Here is a 16008-nt window from a genome sequence, read left to right on the forward strand (position 1 = left end):
CGGGCCCCGGCGGCTATTCCGGCTTTCGCCGGCGGCTTGTGAAAAAGGGCGAAACCATCCGGACCAGCACGACATCACGCAGCCAGAAATGGTGCCTGACCGCTGCGAGAATGTGCAGCGCGACCAAGGCGATACCGGCATAAGCCAGCCATTTGTGGCCGAAGAGCCAGAAACGCTCGGCCTGCTCGGAAACGCCGAGCGGCAGATGCGGCATGACGAACAGGTTGAACGGCACCGACGGGATTTCGAGCACCGAGACCGACACCAGCACCCAGCCGGACAGCGGCACGACAAGCTGCGCGGCATAGAGCGCGAAATGAACTGCCGGCGCCATGCGGCGCTCCATCGGCCCGACCTCGTCGGGCAGTTCAGGGCTCAGATTGGCGAGCCGCCAGCCAATGCGGATCAGCACCAGCCCGAGCAGCAGGAAGCCGAAGGATTTGTGCAGCTGGATCAGATCGAAGGCAGTGCGCTGGCTGGCCATGCGAACCATCGTCCAGCCGAGCACGAACTGGCCGATAAAGATCAGCCCGATCAGCCAATGAAGAACGATTGCGGCCCAGCCATATCGGGTCGTGGTGTTGCGCAACATCGACGGCACCTCCGTCCCACAACGAATCTGGGGCGGAATTCGTCCCGGAACAGGTGCCTACCAGTCGAGGACCGTGACCTCCGGCCACATTTGCCTGGCGCGCCGGCCCTTGGCCTCGTGGGTGGCGCGGTTGTCGTTGCGATGGTTGGGCGTAACCCTGAAGGCAAAAATATCGGCGAGGCCGAAAGGCGCCCAGACTTGAGGCGCGCCATCGACAAGGGAGAGGCCGACAGCGTGGGTACACGAGGCGAAGTGTTCGAGCGACTCGGCGCTAGATCCCAGCGGGGCGCGAGCAGAGCCGAAATGGTCCTCGAACCAGAGATGGACGCGGGCCTGGTTGCGGATCTCGACCGGCAGCGGCAGATGCGCGAAGGCGTCGGCGCTACGGCGGATGACAACGTCCTCGGCCTCCCAGGAGAGGTCCGAGCCGTCGAAATAGAACAGGTCGATGTCGCGGGCGGCCGGTCAAATGGTTCCAGACGCTGTTGTAGAGCGCGCCCGAAACCAGCATCCATTGCGGCAGGTCAAGCTTCTCGGCCGCCGCAAGCGCGGGGCGGACGATCGGGTCGGCAAGGAGGATGTCGAGCAGGACCTGCCGCTGATCTTCAAACGGCAGGCCCCTGTAACGAAGATGCTCCATGCAGCTCCCCGAGGACGGTCAGCTCCGCAATGCGCCGCCGGTCTGCTTCTTGACGTTGTCGACGATGCGGGCGGCGAGCGCCTCGAAGTCCTGGTCGGTCAGGGTCTTTTCCTGCGGCTGTATCGAGACCTCGATGGCGATCGACTTCTTGCCTTCGCCGAGCGAAGTACCTTCGAAGATGTCGAACACCGACACGGCAGTGATCAGCTTCTTGTCGGCGGCGAGGGCGGCGCGGGTCAGCGTGCCGGCCTCGACGTCCTTGTCGACGACGAAGGCGAAGTCGCGCTTGACCGCCTGGAAGGCCGACAGTTCGAGCCTTGGCTTGGTCTTGGTCGGCTTGGCCTTGGGCTCGGGGACGGCGTCGACATACACTTCGAAGCCGCAGAGCGGGCCCGACACGTCGAGGCCTTCGAGCGTCTTCGGGTGGAACTCGCCGAAGGTGCCGAGCACAACCTTAGGGCCGAGCTTGATCACGCCGGAACGGCCGGGGTGATACCATTCGGGCGCCCCGGTTTCGATCTGCAGCCGGTCGACGGGTGCACCGCAGGCTTCGAGCGCCGCGATGGCATCGGCCTTGGCGTCGAACACGCCGACATTGCCTGAATTGCCCGACCAGTTGCGACCCGAGCCTTCGAGCTTGGCGGTGCCACGACGGACGCCTGCGGCAACGCGGCGCTGGCCGTCTGCCGTGTCGCTCTCATAGGTGCCTGAGACCTCGAACAAGGCGACATCGCCCAGGCCACGGTCGGCGTTGCGCTGGGCAGCAGCGATCAAGCCCGGCAGCAGCGAGGGCCGCATGTCGGACATGTCTGATGCAATCGGGTTCGACAGCTTGAGGTTTGGCTGGCCGCCACCGAACAGCTCGGCGTGCTTGGCCGGGATGAACGACCAGGTGACCGCCTCCATCATGCCGCGCACGGCGAGCGCGCGCCGCGCCGAACGGGTGCGGATCTGCAGCGTGGTCAGAATCTTGCCATTGACCGCGTCATGGGCGCCGAGTGGCTGCGGCGCGATGTTGTCGACGCCGTGGATGCGCATGACCTCTTCGACCAGGTCGGCCTTGCCGTCGACATCTGGACGCCAGGACGGCACGATGACATCGACCACATCGCCGTCGCCCTTGGGGCCGAAGCCGAGGCGGGTCAGGATGTCGAGGCTTTCGGCCTTCGACACGTCGATACCGGTCAGGCGCTTGATCTCGGACAGCGGCAGGGAGACGACCTTGGCCTTGTGGCCGGCATAGCCGACGACATCGGTTTTCGTCGGCTGACCGCCGCAGAGTTCGAGCACAAGCTTCGTTGCCAGCTCGACGCCCGGCACCATGAACTCGGGGTCGACGCCACGCTCGAAGCGGTAGCGCGCATCGGTGATGATGCCGAGCGCGCGGCCGGTGCGGGCCGTGGTGATCGGGTCCCAAAGTGCCGACTCGATCAGCACGTCAGTGGTGTTTTCGTCACAACCCGAATTCTCGCCGCCCATGATGCCGGCGATCGACTCAACGCCATTGTCGTCCGCGATGACGCACATCTCAGGCGTCGGGGCATATTCGCGTCCGTCGAGCGCCAGCACCTTGTCGCCCTCGCGGCCACGGCGGACGACCAGATTGCCGGCAACCTTTTTGGCGTCGAAGACGTGCAGCGGTCGGCCACGGTCGAAGGTGACATAGTTGGTGATATCGACCAGCGCGTTGATCGGGCGCAGGCCGATGGCGATCAGGCGCTGTTGCATCCATTTCGGCGACGGGCCGTTCTTGACGCCACGAACGAGCCTGAGCGCGAAGCCGGGGCAAAGCTCGGGCGCCTCGATCGTCACCTTGACCGGGCAATCGCCTTCGCCAGCGATCGGCGCAACCGCACCGTTCTTGAGCGTGCCGAGGCCGGACGCCGCAAGATCGCGGGCGATGCCATGGACGCTAGTGGCGTCAGGACGGTTGGGCGTCAGGTTGATTTCGATCATCGGGTCGTCGAGCTTGGCGTAAGCGGCGAACGAGGTGCCGACAGGCGCGTCGGCCGGCAGGTCGATGATGCCGTTGTGTTCGTCAGACAACTGCAGTTCGCGCTCGGAACACATCATGCCGTGGCTCTCGACGCCGCGGATCTTGCCGACGGAAAGTGTGACGTCGATGCCGGGCACGTAGGCGCCGGGAGCGGCGAAGGCACCAACCAGGCCGGCCCGCGCATTGGGCGCGCCGCAGACGACCTGCACCGGCGTGCCGGTGCCGGTGTCGACGGTCAGCACCTGCAGCTTGTCAGCGTCGGGATGCCTGCTTGCCGTCAGCACTTTGGCGATGACGAAGGGCTTGAGTGCTGCCTTGTCGTCGACGGATTCGACTTCGAGGCCGATCGAGGTCAGCCGCTCGACGATCTGTTCGAGCGACGCGTCGGTGTCGAGATGATCCTTGAGCCAGGAGAGGGTGAATTTCATGGGTTCACTCGTTTCGTGTCGTTGCGGTCGAGCACTTCCACCACCCGGAACCGCTCGCAAACCAAAATCATGTCAGGCGAGAAGCCGCCATTGCGGGCGAAATAGGCTTCGTGGGCCTGTCGCCAGTAGTCGTAGGACAGGTCGCCTTCGCCCTCGTCGCGGGCAAAGGCCGCATCGACCTCGTCGAAGCGGCGCTGGATCGCTTCGACGGTCTCGATCACGGCAGCGCGCCGGCCAATCCCGTCGAGTACCACGTCGCGGCGGCCGACTTCGGGCACCGGCTCGTCGCCGCCGTAATCGCGCAGCGCACCACAGGTTGCGGTCTTGCGGCCTGACAGCACCAGCGCCAGCAACTCGTCGGCCAGTTCGGGGCTATCGCCAAAGGCGAAAGTCACCGCATCGGCATACGGGTCGGCTGCTGCACTCATGCGCTCAACCCACCAAACAGCGTCGGCATGTCGAGCGGGCGGAAGCCGTAATGCTGGAGCCAGCGGACATCGGCGTCGAAGAAGGCGCGCAGGTCAGGCATGCCGTATTTCAGCATGGCGATGCGGTCGATGCCCATGCCCCAGGCGAAGCCCTGGTACTCGTCGGGATCGAGACCGCCATGGCGCAGCACGTTGGGATGAACCATGCCGCAGCCGAGGATCTCCATCCAGTCGCTGCCTTCGCCGAAGCGCACTTCGCCCGGCCGCGAACGGTCGCACTGGATGTCGACCTCGAGGCTCGGCTCGGTGAACGGGAAGAAGGACGGGCGGAAGCGCATCTTGACGGACGGCACCTCGAAGAACGCCTTGCAGAACTCCTCCAGCACCCACTTCATGTTGGCGATGTTGGCAGTCTTGTCGATCACCAGGCCCTCGACCTGATGGAACATCGGCGAATGGGTGGCGTCCGAATCCTGGCGATAGGTCTTGCCGGGAATGACTATGCGGATCGGCGGCTTCTGCGTCTCCATGGTGCGGATCTGCACCGGCGAGGTGTGGGTGCGCAAAAGCTTGCGCTCGCCATTCTGGTCGGGCGGGAAGAAGAAGGTGTCGTGCATCTCGCGCGCCGGATGCCCCTCGGGGAAGTTCAGCGCGGTGAAATTGTAGTGGTCGGTCTCGACATCGGGACCTTCGGCGATGGCGAAGCCGAGATCGCCGAAGATCGCCGCGATCTCGTCGATGACCTGGCTGATCGGGTGGATGCGGCCACGCTCGGCCGGTGACTGGCGCACCGGCAAGGTGACATCGACCTTTTCGGCAATCAGGCGCGCGGTAATGGCAACGTCGCGCAGCTCGGTCTTGCGGGCTGACAACGCATCGGTGACGCGGTTCTTCAGGCCGTTGATTACAGGTCCCTTGGCCTGGCGCTCGTCGGCACTCATCGCGCCAAGCGTCTTCAGGAGTTCGGAGACCGAGCCCTTCTTGCCGAGGGCCGAGACGCGCACGGCCTCGATCGCCTGCTCGTCGGAGGCCGAAGCGATGTCGCTCAGCAGCGATTGTTCGAGAGTTTCAAGATCGCTCATGGTCCAGTTCCGTTGCGGCCTTCGTGGCCCTTCGTTGCTGCAAAGAAAAACCCGCGCCAGCCGTGCCAGCGCGGGTTTCCCAAATCAAGTCTGTGATGCTTGGGAAGGCGCTGGTTAAGCAACAGCGCTTTCAAAAGCATTCGGGGTGGTGTTCTTGAGGTACTCAAGAGCAACCTTGGCCTTGGCAACGAGCACGGCGAATGCCTGGGGCTCGTGGATGGCCATGTCGGAGAGGATCTTGCGATCGATCTCGATGTTGGCCTTGTTCAGGCCGTCGATGAAGCGGCCATATGTCAGGCCGTGCTCGCGAACCGCTGCGTTGATACGCTGGACCCACAGGGCGCGGAAGTTGCGCTTGCGGTTCTTGCGGTCGCGGTAAGCGTACTGCTTCGACTTTTCCACCGCCTGCTTGGCAATGCGGATGGTGTTCTTGCGGCGGCCGTAGAAACCCTTGGCCTGCTCGAGAACCTTCTTGTGCTTGGCGTGGGACGTTACGCCCCTTTTTACACGTGCCATGTCATGATCTCCTTATAGCGCTGTCCAGGCCGAGGGCTCAGAGGCCGTTCGGCAGAAAATTCTTGATGACCTTCTTGGCATCCGGTTCAGCAAGAACCATCGTGCCACGGGCATCGCGAATGAACTTGTTGGTGCGCTTGATCATGCCGTGGCGCTTGCCAGCGGCGGCCGCCAGGACTTTGCCAGTCGCGGTGATCTTGAACCGCTTCTTGGCCGCGGATTTGGTCTTCATCTTGGGCATTTTGCTACTCCGTTCTTCAGGATTCCGCAGCCCCCGAAAGTGCCTCGAAATCCCTTCATGTTGTTGTTTTCAGGCCGACCAAAGCCCGAAAAGCAAATGAAACCGCCACGGCATGCCCTGCCGGGCGGTTCTGGGACGCGGCTATATACGCGGAAGCCGCGCAATGCGCAACACCCGCAAATGCCGCAATTACGATGAATCTCAGGGGTTCAGGGTATGCGGAACAGCACCGGCAGCGTGCCGATCACCTGGGCGTGGTCGATCAGCTCGAACACCGGCAGCGCGATGAGAAACACCAGCCCGTCAAGCAATGTGTTGAGCAGCAGCTTCGGACGGAAGCTGGCCGTCTCGCCTTCCTGATAGAGCGAGAGCTTCGGGAAAAAGCGCGGCACCCTGGCTACATAAGCCTGATATGCGGGACCGAATAGCTCGCCGAGGTGCCGCTCCTCACGCAGGATGACGATGTGGAAGGCCGCGGCGCAAAGGGCGGCGAAGCCGATTGTCGCGACGATCGAGCCCATCTGCGCGCCGACGCCGGCTGCGGCCAGCGTCGAAAAGACATAAAGCGGATTGCGGGTGATCGAGTACGGACCGCCGGTGACGACCTCGCCCGATTTGCGCCCGCCGATGTAAAGCGTGCACCACAAGCGGCCGACGATACCGAGGAAGATCAGCAGGATGCCAACCATCTCGACGACCTCGTGAACGGTAGTGTCGGGCGGGAAGGTCGACTGGCCGAACAGCAGCGCCGCGAACATCGCAACGATCATCGCGGCCAGCACGAGCCGGCGCATGCTCTGGTACCGGCCCAGCCCTGATGTGTCTTGTTCGCTCATGCCAGCCCAGCCACTAGCTGCCCCTGCACGGAGCAGGTCAGCCGTTCGGCGCCCTTGAGAAGGAAGAATGTCGCCCCGGCGGACGCCGGGGCATAAGTGCCTCGCGCGTCCCATTGGCCGCGCAAGGACTTTCAATGTGCGCATCGTGCTTTCCGATCATCGAATTCGATTTTCGGGCCGATGCGGCAAGGCATCAACGTGGCGCGAGCACCATCATCATCTGGCGGCCTTCGAGCTTGGGCTCGGCTTCGACCTTGGCGATGGTGGCAGTTTCCTCACGAACCTTGTTGAGGAGTTGCATGCCGAGCTCCATATGCGCCATTTCGCGGCCACGGAAGCGCAATGTCAGCTTGACCTTGTCGCCTTCCTCGAAGAAGCGGCGAACCGCCTTCATCTTGGTCTCGTAGTCGTGGCTGTCGATGTTCGGGCGCATCTTGATCTCCTTGATCTCGATGACCTTCTGGTTCTTGCGCGCCTCGGCCGCCTTCTTCTGGTTGGCGTATTTCAGCTTGCCGAGGTCAAGGATCTTGACGACGGGCGGCGTGGCGTTGGGGGAAATTTCTACGAGATCGAGGCCTGCCTCTTCGGCGGCCAGGAGTGCGTCGTTGATGGAAACATCGCCTCGGTTGGAACCGTCGACGTCGATCAGCTGGACCCGGGGAACCCGGATGTCACGGTTGGAGCGCGGGCCGTCCTTGGTAGGCGCGGCTGCTTTAAAAGGTCTGCGAATGGTCGTGGTCTCCTCGAGCCATTGACGTTGTCATGTTTGCGGACGCGCCAATGTGGGGAGCGCGCGGGCGAAGTCAATAACACAGCAATCGCAACAAATCACCTGCTTGTGCGCATGCGAACTGCCCCAAAAGAACGATTCTTGCGGCACTTTCCGCATCAGGCCGGCTGTGCCACAAGTCCCTGCCGAGGGGATTTGACATGACTGCAAGCGCGCCGGACTTCATTGAGGTGGACAACACCCGCATCGCCGTCAGGCATCAGGATGGGGCAGCGCCCGGCGTGGTCTGGCTCGGCGGCTACAAATCCGACATGCTCGGCACCAAGGCCGAAACGCTGGCCGGCTGGGCCACCGACAAAGGCCTGGGCTTCCTGCGCCACGACTATTCCGGCCATGGCGAGTCCGCTGGCCGCTTTGCCGACGGCACGATCTCGAAGTGGCTCAACGAGAGCCTTGCGGTGTTCCGCCAGTTCACGCGCGGACCGCAGATCCTAGTCGGCTCGTCGATGGGCGCGTGGATAGCGCTGCGCATGAATGCCGAGCTCAACAAGGCGGGTGAGGGCGACTGCGTCGCCGGTCTGGTGCTGCTGGCGCCCGCGCCCGACTTCACCGCCGAACTGGTCGAACCTGATCTCACCGATGCGCAGCGCAAGGACCTTGTCGAGAAGGGCTATTTCGAGGAACCCTCGGAGTACTCACCCGAACCCTATATCTACACGCGCGCGCTGATCGAGGACGGGCGGCAGAACCTGGTCATGACAGGGCCGATCCACACCCATTGCCCGGTGCACATCATCCAGGGACTTGTCGATCCCGACGTGCCGCACAGCCACGCGCTGAAGCTGATGAGCCTGTTGCCGGCCGACGATGCGACGCTGTCGCTGGTGCCGGATGGTGACCACCGCCTGTCACGGCCGCAAGACCTGGAGCTGATGACCCGCGCGGTCGGCGAAATGATTGCGCGAGTGGGTTGAGCCGATGCGCATATCGATCCCCGATTTCGGCATTCGTCGCGGCCATCGTCGGCTTTGGCGGCACGCTGGCCATCATCATCGCCGCCGCTGACGCCGTTGGCGCGACACAAGTGCAGACGGCGAGCTGGGTCACCGCGATCTGCCTCGCCATGGCCTTCGAGACCGCCTGGCTGTCGTGGCGGACGAAGATGCCGATCATCTCCGCCTGGTCGACGCCAGGTGCCGCACTGATCGCCGCCAGCAGCGGCTTCACCATCGGCGAAGCGGTCGGCGCATTCCTGGTCACCGGCGTGCTGCTGGTGCTGACTGGACTGATCAAGCCGCTGACGCAGCTGATCTCACGCATTCCCGCCTCGGTCGCCTCGGCCATGCTGGCCGGTATCGTCGTCACCTTCGCCATCAATGCGGTGAAGACGGTGCCATCCGATCCGTGGCTGATCCTGCCGCTGATCGCGACATTCTTCCTGATCAGGCTCTACAATCCGGCGCTTTCGGTGCTGGTGGTGCTTGTCGGCGGCGGCTCGGCGGCTTTCCTCACAGGCCGCGTTGGTGGGTTGCCCGTGCCGGAACTGTCGACGCTGACACTGATTACGCCCGAATTCACCGCCGCCGCCATTATTGGCCTGGCCGTGCCGCTCTACCTCGTCACCATGGCCTCGCAGAACCTGTCCGGCCTCGCCGTGCTGCGCGCCGCCGGCTATCACCCAGAACCCGGCCCGCTGATCGGCGTCACTGGCCTGTTTTCGGTGCTGTCGGCACCGTTCGGCGCCTCGACCACCAACCTTGCGGCGATCTCGGCGGCGATCTGCACCGGCCCCGATGTGCATCCCGACATGAAGGAACGCTGGAAGACCGGGCCGTTCTACGCACTCGCCTATGTCGTTTTCGCTGCCTTCGGCGCGTCGCTGGTGGCGATCTTCGCCGTGCTGCCATCGAGCCTGATCGTGCTGGTGGCGGGTCTGGCGTTGATGGCCTCGTTGGCCAACGCACTGGCCATCGCGCTCAAGGACGAGCACCAGCGAATGGCCGCAACGACCGCCTTCGTGGTAACGGCTTCGGGGCTGACACTGTTCGGCGTCGGCTCGGCATTCTGGGGCCTGGTCGCCGGCCTGATCGTGCTGGTGCTCGAGAGCCTCAAAAAAGGCTAGGATTTGCAAGGCTTTGTCCGGTTTTGGCCGACACCGCCTTGAATCGCCATTTTTGCTTTCCCATGTCGTTTGCAGCAGCTTTTTCCCTGGCTGCCTCGAACAAAGGAACGGCAATCTACTATGAACACGACTGCACTGATCCGTCCGGCCTGGACGCCGGCAACCATCGCATTGATGGTGATCGGCTTCATGGTGTTCTGGCCGCTCGGCCTCGCCATGCTTGCCTACATCATCTGGGGCGACCGGCTTGACGGTTTCAAGCGCGACGTAAACCGGGCAACCGACGGCATCTTCGCTGGCTGCCGCAAGGCCTCGTACCGGACCAATGCCCATACCGGCAACGTCGCTTTCGACGACTGGCGCGAGAAGGAACTCGAACGCCTGAACGAAGAGCGTCGCAAGCTTGAAGAGATGCGCGAAGAATTCGACGCCTATGCCCGCGAGCTGCGCCGGGCCAAGGACCAGGACGATTTCGACCGCTTCATGGCCAACCGCCACAAGCCGACGGCACCGACAGTTACGCCCAAGAAGGGCGGCAAATCGGGCCTGCTTGACGACTGAGGCCAACCCGAACCGTTGAATGCCAACGGCGCCGTGTATGCGGCGCCGTTTCTATTGCGCCGATGTCACTCGAATCATCTAGTCTCCCACCCCATGTCCTTTGGCTTCTTCCGCAAGCTGACCAAGCCAGCGCCGGCGCCCGTCCTGGAGCGGGATCACGTCGTTGCCGGCCGCACGCTGCCGTTGCGCATCGTCGAAAACGACCGGGCGCGGCGGCTGACGCTGCGCATCGACGCCGGCGGCCGCGGCCTGCGCATCACCGTGCCGCCCGGCCTGCGCCAGGGCGAAGTCGACCGTTTCCTCGACCGTCACCAAGGCTGGCTGGAACAGCGCCTTGCCAAGGTGCCAGATCGCCCGCAGGTCCGCCCCGGCATCAAGATCCCCATTCGCGGCACCCCGCATCTCATCATCCACGAAGGCGGAACACGCGGCACCGTGCGCCAGTCGCAGGACGAAAGCGGCCCGACGCTTCTGGTTTATGGCGACCGGACGCATTTGCCCCGACGCATCGCTGATTTCCTCAAGCGCGAAGCCAAGCGCGACATCGAGGCGATGGTGGCAACGCACTGCCAGGCCGCCGGCCGCCGCGCCAAGGCGATCCGCTTTCGCGACACGACGAGCCGCTGGGGCTCGTGCACGTCAGATGGGGTGCTGTCGTTCTCCTGGCGCATCATGATGGCGCCCACGCCCGTCATCAATTACCTCGTCGCGCATGAGGTGGCGCATTTGCGCGAGATGAACCATGGCCCGAAATTCTGGAAGCTGTGCGAGGAGTTGTGCCCCGACACCGAGCGCTGCAAGGCCTGGCTCAAACGCAATGGCGGGGCGCTGCAGGCGATACAGTTTGAGTGAGGGAGTAGGTAGTAGCTACGGCCGGCCAAGCGTTGGACTCGTCACCGGCACCCCATCGACCCCTCCTACTCACTGTCCGCTATCCGCTCCCTTTGAGCCACTCATCCATGAAATCCAGAAACACCTGCACACGTGGCGAGCGGAAGCGTCCTTTCGGCATCAGGCACCAGAGCGAGATTGTATCCGAGCGGTTGATGTCGGCGAGGATCTCGATAAGCCGCCCCTCGCGGACGGCCTGGCCGACGACGAAATCGGCAAGGCGGACGATGCCATGACCTTCGATCGCCAGGTCGAACAGCATGCCGACATTGTCGCAGGCAAAGCTGCCCTTGGGCAGAAACCGGACGACATCGCCGTCGGTAGCGAGCGGCCAGGTCGTGGGCGAGGCCTGCCCCGAGAGCGCGATGCAATTGTGTTGCGCCAGTTCGTGAGCCGTGTGCGGCGTACCGGCGCGGGCGAGATAGGCTGGAGCCGCGCAGATCAGCCGCCGGCCTTCCGCCAGCTTGCGCACTACAAGGTCGGACGCAGCTGACGGGCTGCCGCGAATGACGATGTCGACCTGCTCGGCGACCGGATCGATCAGGCGGTCGATCAGTGTGAGATTGACTGACACCTCGGGATAGCGCTGCAGAAACGCCGGCACGGCATGCAGCAGCGTTTGCCTGGCAAAGCCAGTGCTGGAGTTGATGCGTAGATGGCCTTTTGGCTTGCTGCGGGTCGACGAGACATCGGCTTCGGTGCGGCCGATAAGTTCGAGAACTTCGCGCGCCCGCTCCAGGAACAGTGATCCCTCCGACGTCAGCGCCAACCGGCGTGTCGTGCGCGTCAGAAGCCGGACACCGAGCCGGTCCTCGAGCCGGGACACCAGCTTCGACAGGGCCGACGGCGTGACGCGCAAATCATCTGCCGCCCTGGCAAAGGAGCCGAGGTCGACGATGCGCACAAAGGCGGTCATGTCATCCGATGTCGCCATAATCATGATCTCAAGTCATGAGTGTGCCTATATTCTAGCTGATTATGTGCGCATCTGGAAATGGTAGTCGAGCGGGTGAATTCTCTACGGAGGTTGTCATGCGCCCCGACACCGCAACACCACGACCAGCCGACCACGAACCGCCGGTGCCGATCGACTATCGCCACTTTCGCGCACTTGCGGTGATCGAGCGCCGGAAGGCCATTGTCGGCTTTCCAGGCGCCGTACGCCGCTGGATCAAGCCGATCTTTCGCAGGCTGTTCTCGACTTTTCGGCCTTTTCGTGCCAATCCCGGCCCATGGCTTTCGACATCAAAATCTGCGGCCTCAAGACCGACGAAGCGCTGACCGCAGCGCTCGACAATGGCGCGAGCCATGTCGGCTTCATTTTCTTCGCCAAGAGCCCGCGCCATGTTTCGCCCGAAGTCGCCGGACGGCTGCGCCAGGCAGCAAAAGGCCGGGCGCAGGCGGTTGCCGTAACAGTTGATGCCGACGACGCCGTCCTCGACGAGATCGTGGCTAAGATGGCGCCCGACATGCTTCAGCTGCACGGCAAGGAAACGCCCGAGCATGTGGCCGAGGTCAAGGCGCGCTACGGCCTGCCCGTGATGAAGGCCTTTTCCATCCGCGAGGCTGCCGATTTCGAGGCAATCGCACCTTATCGCGACGTCGCCGACCGCCTGCTTTTCGACGCCAAGCCGCCCGCCGGTTCGGAATTGCCGGGCGGCAATGGCGTTTCGTTCGACTGGCGGTTGCTCGCGGGCCTTGACGCCTCCGTCGATTACATGCTTTCCGGTGGCTTGAACGCCGCCAATATCGGCGACGCCCTCAGGCTCGCGAACCCGCCCGGCATCGACATTTCCTCGGGCGTGGAAAGCGCACCCGGCGTCAAGGATGCGGCGCTGATCGAAAATTTCTTCAGGGCCGTCCGGGCAGCCAGCGACCGCAGCGCCGCCTGATCAAGCCTCCAGCCGCAAGGAGATCGGCCGTGAACAAGCCGACTGAGCCCAATTCCTTCCGCACCGGACCCGACGAGCAGGGCATGTTCGGCATTTTTGGCGGCCGTTTCGTGGCCGAGACATTGATGCCGCTGATCCTCGAACTGCAGCGTCATTGGGACGAAGCCAAAAACGACCCGGCCTTCAAGGCGGAGCTGAGTGACCTGTCGACCCATTATGCCGGGCGGCCGTCGAAGCTCTATTATGCCGAAGGCCTGACCCGCCATCTCGGCGGCGCGAAGATCTACTTCAAGCGCGAAGACCTCAACCACACCGGCTCGCACAAGATCAACAACTGCCTCGGCCAGATCCTTTTAGCCAAGCGCATGGGCAAGACCCGCATCATCGCCGAGACCGGCGCCGGCCAGCACGGCGTTGCTTCGGCGACCGTCGCCGCGCGCTTCGGCTTTCCATGCTTTGTCTATATGGGCGCCACCGACGTCGAGCGGCAGAAGCCGAATGTGTTCCGCATGAAGCTGCTGGGTGCTGAAGTGCGCCCGGTCAGCGCCGGCCACGGCACGCTGAAGGACGCGATGAACGAGGCGCTGCGCGACTGGGTCACCAACGTGCACGACACCTACTACCTGATCGGCACCGCTGCCGGCCCGCATCCCTATCCGGAGCTGGTGCGCGACTTCCAGTCGGTGATCGGCACCGAGGCACGTGCCCAGATACTCGAACAGGAAGGCCGCCTGCCCGATATGATCGTCGCGGCCGTCGGTGGCGGTTCCAACGCGATCGGCCTGTTCCATCCCTTCCTCGACGACCGCAGCGTCAAGATCGTCGGCATCGAAGCCGGCGGGCGTGGCCTCGACGGCATCGAGCATTGCGCCTCGATGAGCGCCGGCCGCCCCGGCGTGCTGCATGGCAACCGCACCTACCTGCTGCAGAACGACGATGGCCAGATCCTCGACGGCCATTCGATCTCGGCTGGTCTCGATTATCCCGGCGTTGGCCCCGAACATAGCTGGCTGCGCGACAGCGGCCGCGTCGACTATGTGCCGATCCTCGACGACGAGGCGCTCGACGCGTTCCAGCTCACCACCAAGGTTGAAGGCATCATCCCGGCGCTCGAATCCGCGCACGCCATCGCGCATGCGGTCAAGGTCGCGCCGACAATGGGCAAGGACAAGGTGATGATCGTCAACCTGTCCGGCCGCGGCGACAAGGACGTGCATACGGTGGCCAAGATGCTGGGCATGGAGATCTGATCATGACGACCCGCATCGATCGCCGCATGGCGAAACTCAAGGCCGAAGGCCGCCCCGCACTGGTGACCTATTTCATGGGTGGCGACCCCGACTACCAGACGTCGCTGTCGATCATGAAGGCGTTGCCCAAGGCCGGCAGCGACATCATCGAGCTCGGCATGCCGTTCTCCGACCCGATGGCCGACGGCCCGGCCATCCAGGCTGCCGGCCTGCGTGCGCTGAAGGCCGGCCAGACGCTGGCCAAGACGCTTCAGATGGCGCGCGAGTTTCGCCAGGGCGACAACGAAACGCCGATCGTCATGATGGGCTACTACAACCCGATCTACATCTACGGCGTCGACCGCTTCCTCGAAGAAGCAGTCACCTCTGGCATCGACGGGCTGATTGTCGTCGACCTGCCGCCGGAAATGGACGCCGAGCTGTGCATCCCGGCACTCAAGGCCGGCATCAACTTCATCCGCCTGGCGACGCCGACGACCGACGACAAGCGTCTGCCCAAGGTGCTCGAGAACACTTCGGGCTTTGTCTATTATGTGTCGATGACCGGCATCACCGGATCGGCGCTGGCTGACACGTCAAAGGTTGCGGAGGCGGTCCAACGCATCAAAGCACATACCGACTTGCCGGTCTGCGTCGGCTTCGGCGTCAAGACCGCCGAGCAGGCGCGCACCATCGGCGCATCGGCCGACGGCGTGGTTGTCGGCACGGCGATCGTCAATGCGGTCGCCAATGTCATCGGGCCGAAAGGCGAAAAGACCGCCGATCCGGCCGAGGCTGTGGCGACGCTGGTCACCGGCTTGTCCCAGGGCATTCGCGCCGCACGCCTTGCTACCGCCCAATAAATACCCCATGTCCCCGGGACGAAGAGGACCGCTGCCATGAACTGGATTACCAATTACGTCCGCCCCAAGATCAACTCGATGCTTGGCCGCCGCGAAATGCCGGACAATCTCTGGATCAAGGATCCCGAGAGCGGCGAGATGGTGTTCCACAAGGACCTCGAGGAAAACCAGTATGTGATCCCCTCGTCGGGCCATCACATGAAGATTTCGGCCAAGGAGCGGCTACGCTTCTTCTTCGACGACGGCCGTTACGAGCAGATCGACAATCCCAAGGTGATGGTCGATCCGCTGAAATTCCGTGACGAGAAGCGTTATGTCGACCGGCTGAAGGACGCCAAGGCCAAGACCGGCATGGAAGACGCGATCCTGTCGGGAACCGGCAAGATCGAAGGCCTGCCTGTCGTCGTCACCGTGCAGGATTTCGCCTTCATGGGCGGCTCGCTCGGTATGGCCGCGGGCGATGCCATCATCCGCGCCTTCGAGGTTGCGCTCGAGAAGAAGCGCCCGCTGATCCTGTTTGCCGCTTCCGGCGGCGCACGCATGCAGGAAGGTATTTTGTCCCTCATGCAGTTGCCCAGGACGACGGTGGCGGTCGACCGGCTCAAGGAAGCCGGCCTGCCCTACATCGTGGTGCTGACCAACCCGACGACCGGCGGTGTCACCGCTTCTTATGCGATGCTGGGCGACGTGCATATTGCCGAACCCGGCGCGCTGATCGGCTTTGCCGGACCGCGCGTCATCGAGCAGACGATCCGCGAGAAGCTCCCCGAGGGCTTCCAGCGTTCCGAGTACCTGATGGACCACGGCATGGTCGACATGGTGGTGTCACGGCTGGAGCTGAAGTCGACGGTCGCCAACCTGCTCAAGATCCTGACCAGGACACCGGCTGCGGCCAAGGCTGCCGAAGCCGAGATTCTGCCGCCGGTGGTGCCGGTGCCGGAGCGGCGGCCGCAGGCCTGAT

The 16008-nt window shown here is 63.6% G+C and carries 16 protein-coding genes and 2 pseudogenes; 8 read left to right on the forward strand and 10 right to left on the reverse strand.

What is annotated here, in order from left to right:
* Positions 1-13 precede the first annotated feature (13 nt).
* The 9 genes and pseudogenes from ACHMW7_RS04035 to infC form a co-directional block, all read right to left on the reverse strand.
* The gene (locus ACHMW7_RS04035; protein ID WP_395449082.1) at positions 14-592 is read right to left on the reverse strand and encodes a cytochrome b; all 579 of its coding nucleotides are present in this window, start codon (positions 590-592) and stop codon (positions 14-16) included.
* Positions 593-649: 57 nt separating this feature from the next.
* Positions 650-1232: pseudogene (locus ACHMW7_RS04040) on the reverse strand (nucleotidyltransferase family protein).
* 18 nt (positions 1233-1250) lie between these two features.
* Positions 1251-3656: a phenylalanine--tRNA ligase subunit beta gene (gene pheT, locus ACHMW7_RS04045; RefSeq protein WP_395449083.1), complete on the reverse strand. Its 2406-nt coding sequence runs from the start codon at positions 3654-3656 to the stop codon at positions 1251-1253.
* Positions 3653-4084 carry an ASCH domain-containing protein gene (locus ACHMW7_RS04050; protein WP_395449084.1) on the reverse strand — a complete coding sequence of 144 codons (432 nt, stop codon included), beginning with the start codon at positions 4082-4084 and terminating at the stop codon, positions 3653-3655. Before ACHMW7_RS04050 ends, pheT begins: the two co-directional genes overlap by 4 nt.
* Positions 4081-5166 (reverse strand): phenylalanine--tRNA ligase subunit alpha, encoded by a 1086-nt coding sequence (gene pheS, locus ACHMW7_RS04055; protein WP_395449085.1) that lies wholly within the window; start codon positions 5164-5166, stop codon positions 4081-4083. The genes ACHMW7_RS04050 and pheS overlap by 4 nt, the downstream gene beginning before the upstream one ends.
* Before the next feature lie 114 nt (positions 5167-5280).
* Positions 5281-5682, reverse strand: coding sequence for a 50S ribosomal protein L20 (gene rplT / locus ACHMW7_RS04060; RefSeq protein WP_214393008.1), 402 nt, complete (start codon positions 5680-5682; stop codon positions 5281-5283).
* A 37-nt stretch (positions 5683-5719) separates the two neighbouring features.
* Positions 5720-5923: a 50S ribosomal protein L35 gene (gene rpmI / locus ACHMW7_RS04065; protein ID WP_184768437.1), complete on the reverse strand. Its 204-nt coding sequence runs from the start codon at positions 5921-5923 to the stop codon at positions 5720-5722.
* A 209-nt stretch (positions 5924-6132) separates the two neighbouring features.
* Positions 6133-6759, reverse strand: coding sequence for a methyltransferase family protein (locus ACHMW7_RS04070; RefSeq protein WP_395449086.1), 627 nt, complete (start codon positions 6757-6759; stop codon positions 6133-6135).
* Between the two features lie 193 nt (positions 6760-6952).
* Positions 6953-7489 (reverse strand): translation initiation factor IF-3, encoded by a 537-nt coding sequence (gene infC / locus ACHMW7_RS04075; protein ID WP_109578358.1) that lies wholly within the window; start codon positions 7487-7489, stop codon positions 6953-6955.
* Positions 7490-7689: 200 nt separating this feature from the next.
* Here infC and ACHMW7_RS04080 point away from each other — a divergent pair, with 200 nt between their 5' ends.
* From ACHMW7_RS04080 to ACHMW7_RS04095, 4 genes and pseudogenes are all read left to right on the forward strand, one after another.
* On the forward strand, positions 7690-8463 hold the full coding sequence (locus ACHMW7_RS04080) for an alpha/beta hydrolase (protein ID WP_395449087.1): 774 nt from the start codon (positions 7690-7692) through the stop codon (positions 8461-8463).
* A 4-nt stretch (positions 8464-8467) separates the two neighbouring features.
* A pseudogene (locus tag ACHMW7_RS04085) lies at positions 8468-9611 on the forward strand (benzoate/H(+) symporter BenE family transporter).
* Between the two features lie 120 nt (positions 9612-9731).
* Entirely contained in the window at positions 9732-10172 is a 441-nt protein-coding gene (locus ACHMW7_RS04090) for a DUF2852 domain-containing protein (RefSeq protein ID WP_395449088.1), read from the forward strand.
* A gap of 93 nt (positions 10173-10265) precedes the next feature.
* Complete coding sequence (locus tag ACHMW7_RS04095) at positions 10266-11024, forward strand: M48 family metallopeptidase (RefSeq protein ID WP_395449089.1); 759 nt, start codon at positions 10266-10268, stop codon at positions 11022-11024.
* Positions 11025-11103: 79 nt separating this feature from the next.
* Here ACHMW7_RS04095 and ACHMW7_RS04100 read toward each other — a convergent pair whose 3' ends face one another.
* Positions 11104-11997, reverse strand: coding sequence for a LysR family transcriptional regulator (locus tag ACHMW7_RS04100; RefSeq protein ID WP_395449090.1), 894 nt, complete (start codon positions 11995-11997; stop codon positions 11104-11106).
* 298 nt (positions 11998-12295) lie between these two features.
* Between ACHMW7_RS04100 and ACHMW7_RS04105 the strand changes: the two genes are divergently transcribed.
* Genes ACHMW7_RS04105 through accD form a run of 4 tightly spaced genes read left to right on the forward strand, consistent with a single transcriptional unit; the run spans position 12296 to position 16007 of the window.
* Positions 12296-12955, forward strand: coding sequence for a phosphoribosylanthranilate isomerase (locus tag ACHMW7_RS04105; RefSeq protein ID WP_395449091.1), 660 nt, complete (start codon positions 12296-12298; stop codon positions 12953-12955).
* A 29-nt stretch (positions 12956-12984) separates the two neighbouring features.
* Positions 12985-14205 (forward strand): tryptophan synthase subunit beta, encoded by a 1221-nt coding sequence (trpB, locus tag ACHMW7_RS04110; protein WP_395449092.1) that lies wholly within the window; start codon positions 12985-12987, stop codon positions 14203-14205.
* A 2-nt stretch (positions 14206-14207) separates the two neighbouring features.
* Positions 14208-15047, forward strand: coding sequence for a tryptophan synthase subunit alpha (gene trpA / locus ACHMW7_RS04115; RefSeq protein ID WP_395449093.1), 840 nt, complete (start codon positions 14208-14210; stop codon positions 15045-15047).
* 36 nt (positions 15048-15083) lie between these two features.
* Complete coding sequence (gene accD, locus ACHMW7_RS04120; RefSeq protein ID WP_395449094.1) at positions 15084-16007, forward strand: acetyl-CoA carboxylase, carboxyltransferase subunit beta; 924 nt, start codon at positions 15084-15086, stop codon at positions 16005-16007.
* Position 16008 lies beyond the last annotated feature (1 nt).

Origin of the sequence: Aminobacter sp. UC22_36 (genome assembly GCF_044056035.1) — a bacterium.
GTDB lineage: Bacteria > Pseudomonadota > Alphaproteobacteria > Rhizobiales > Rhizobiaceae > Aminobacter.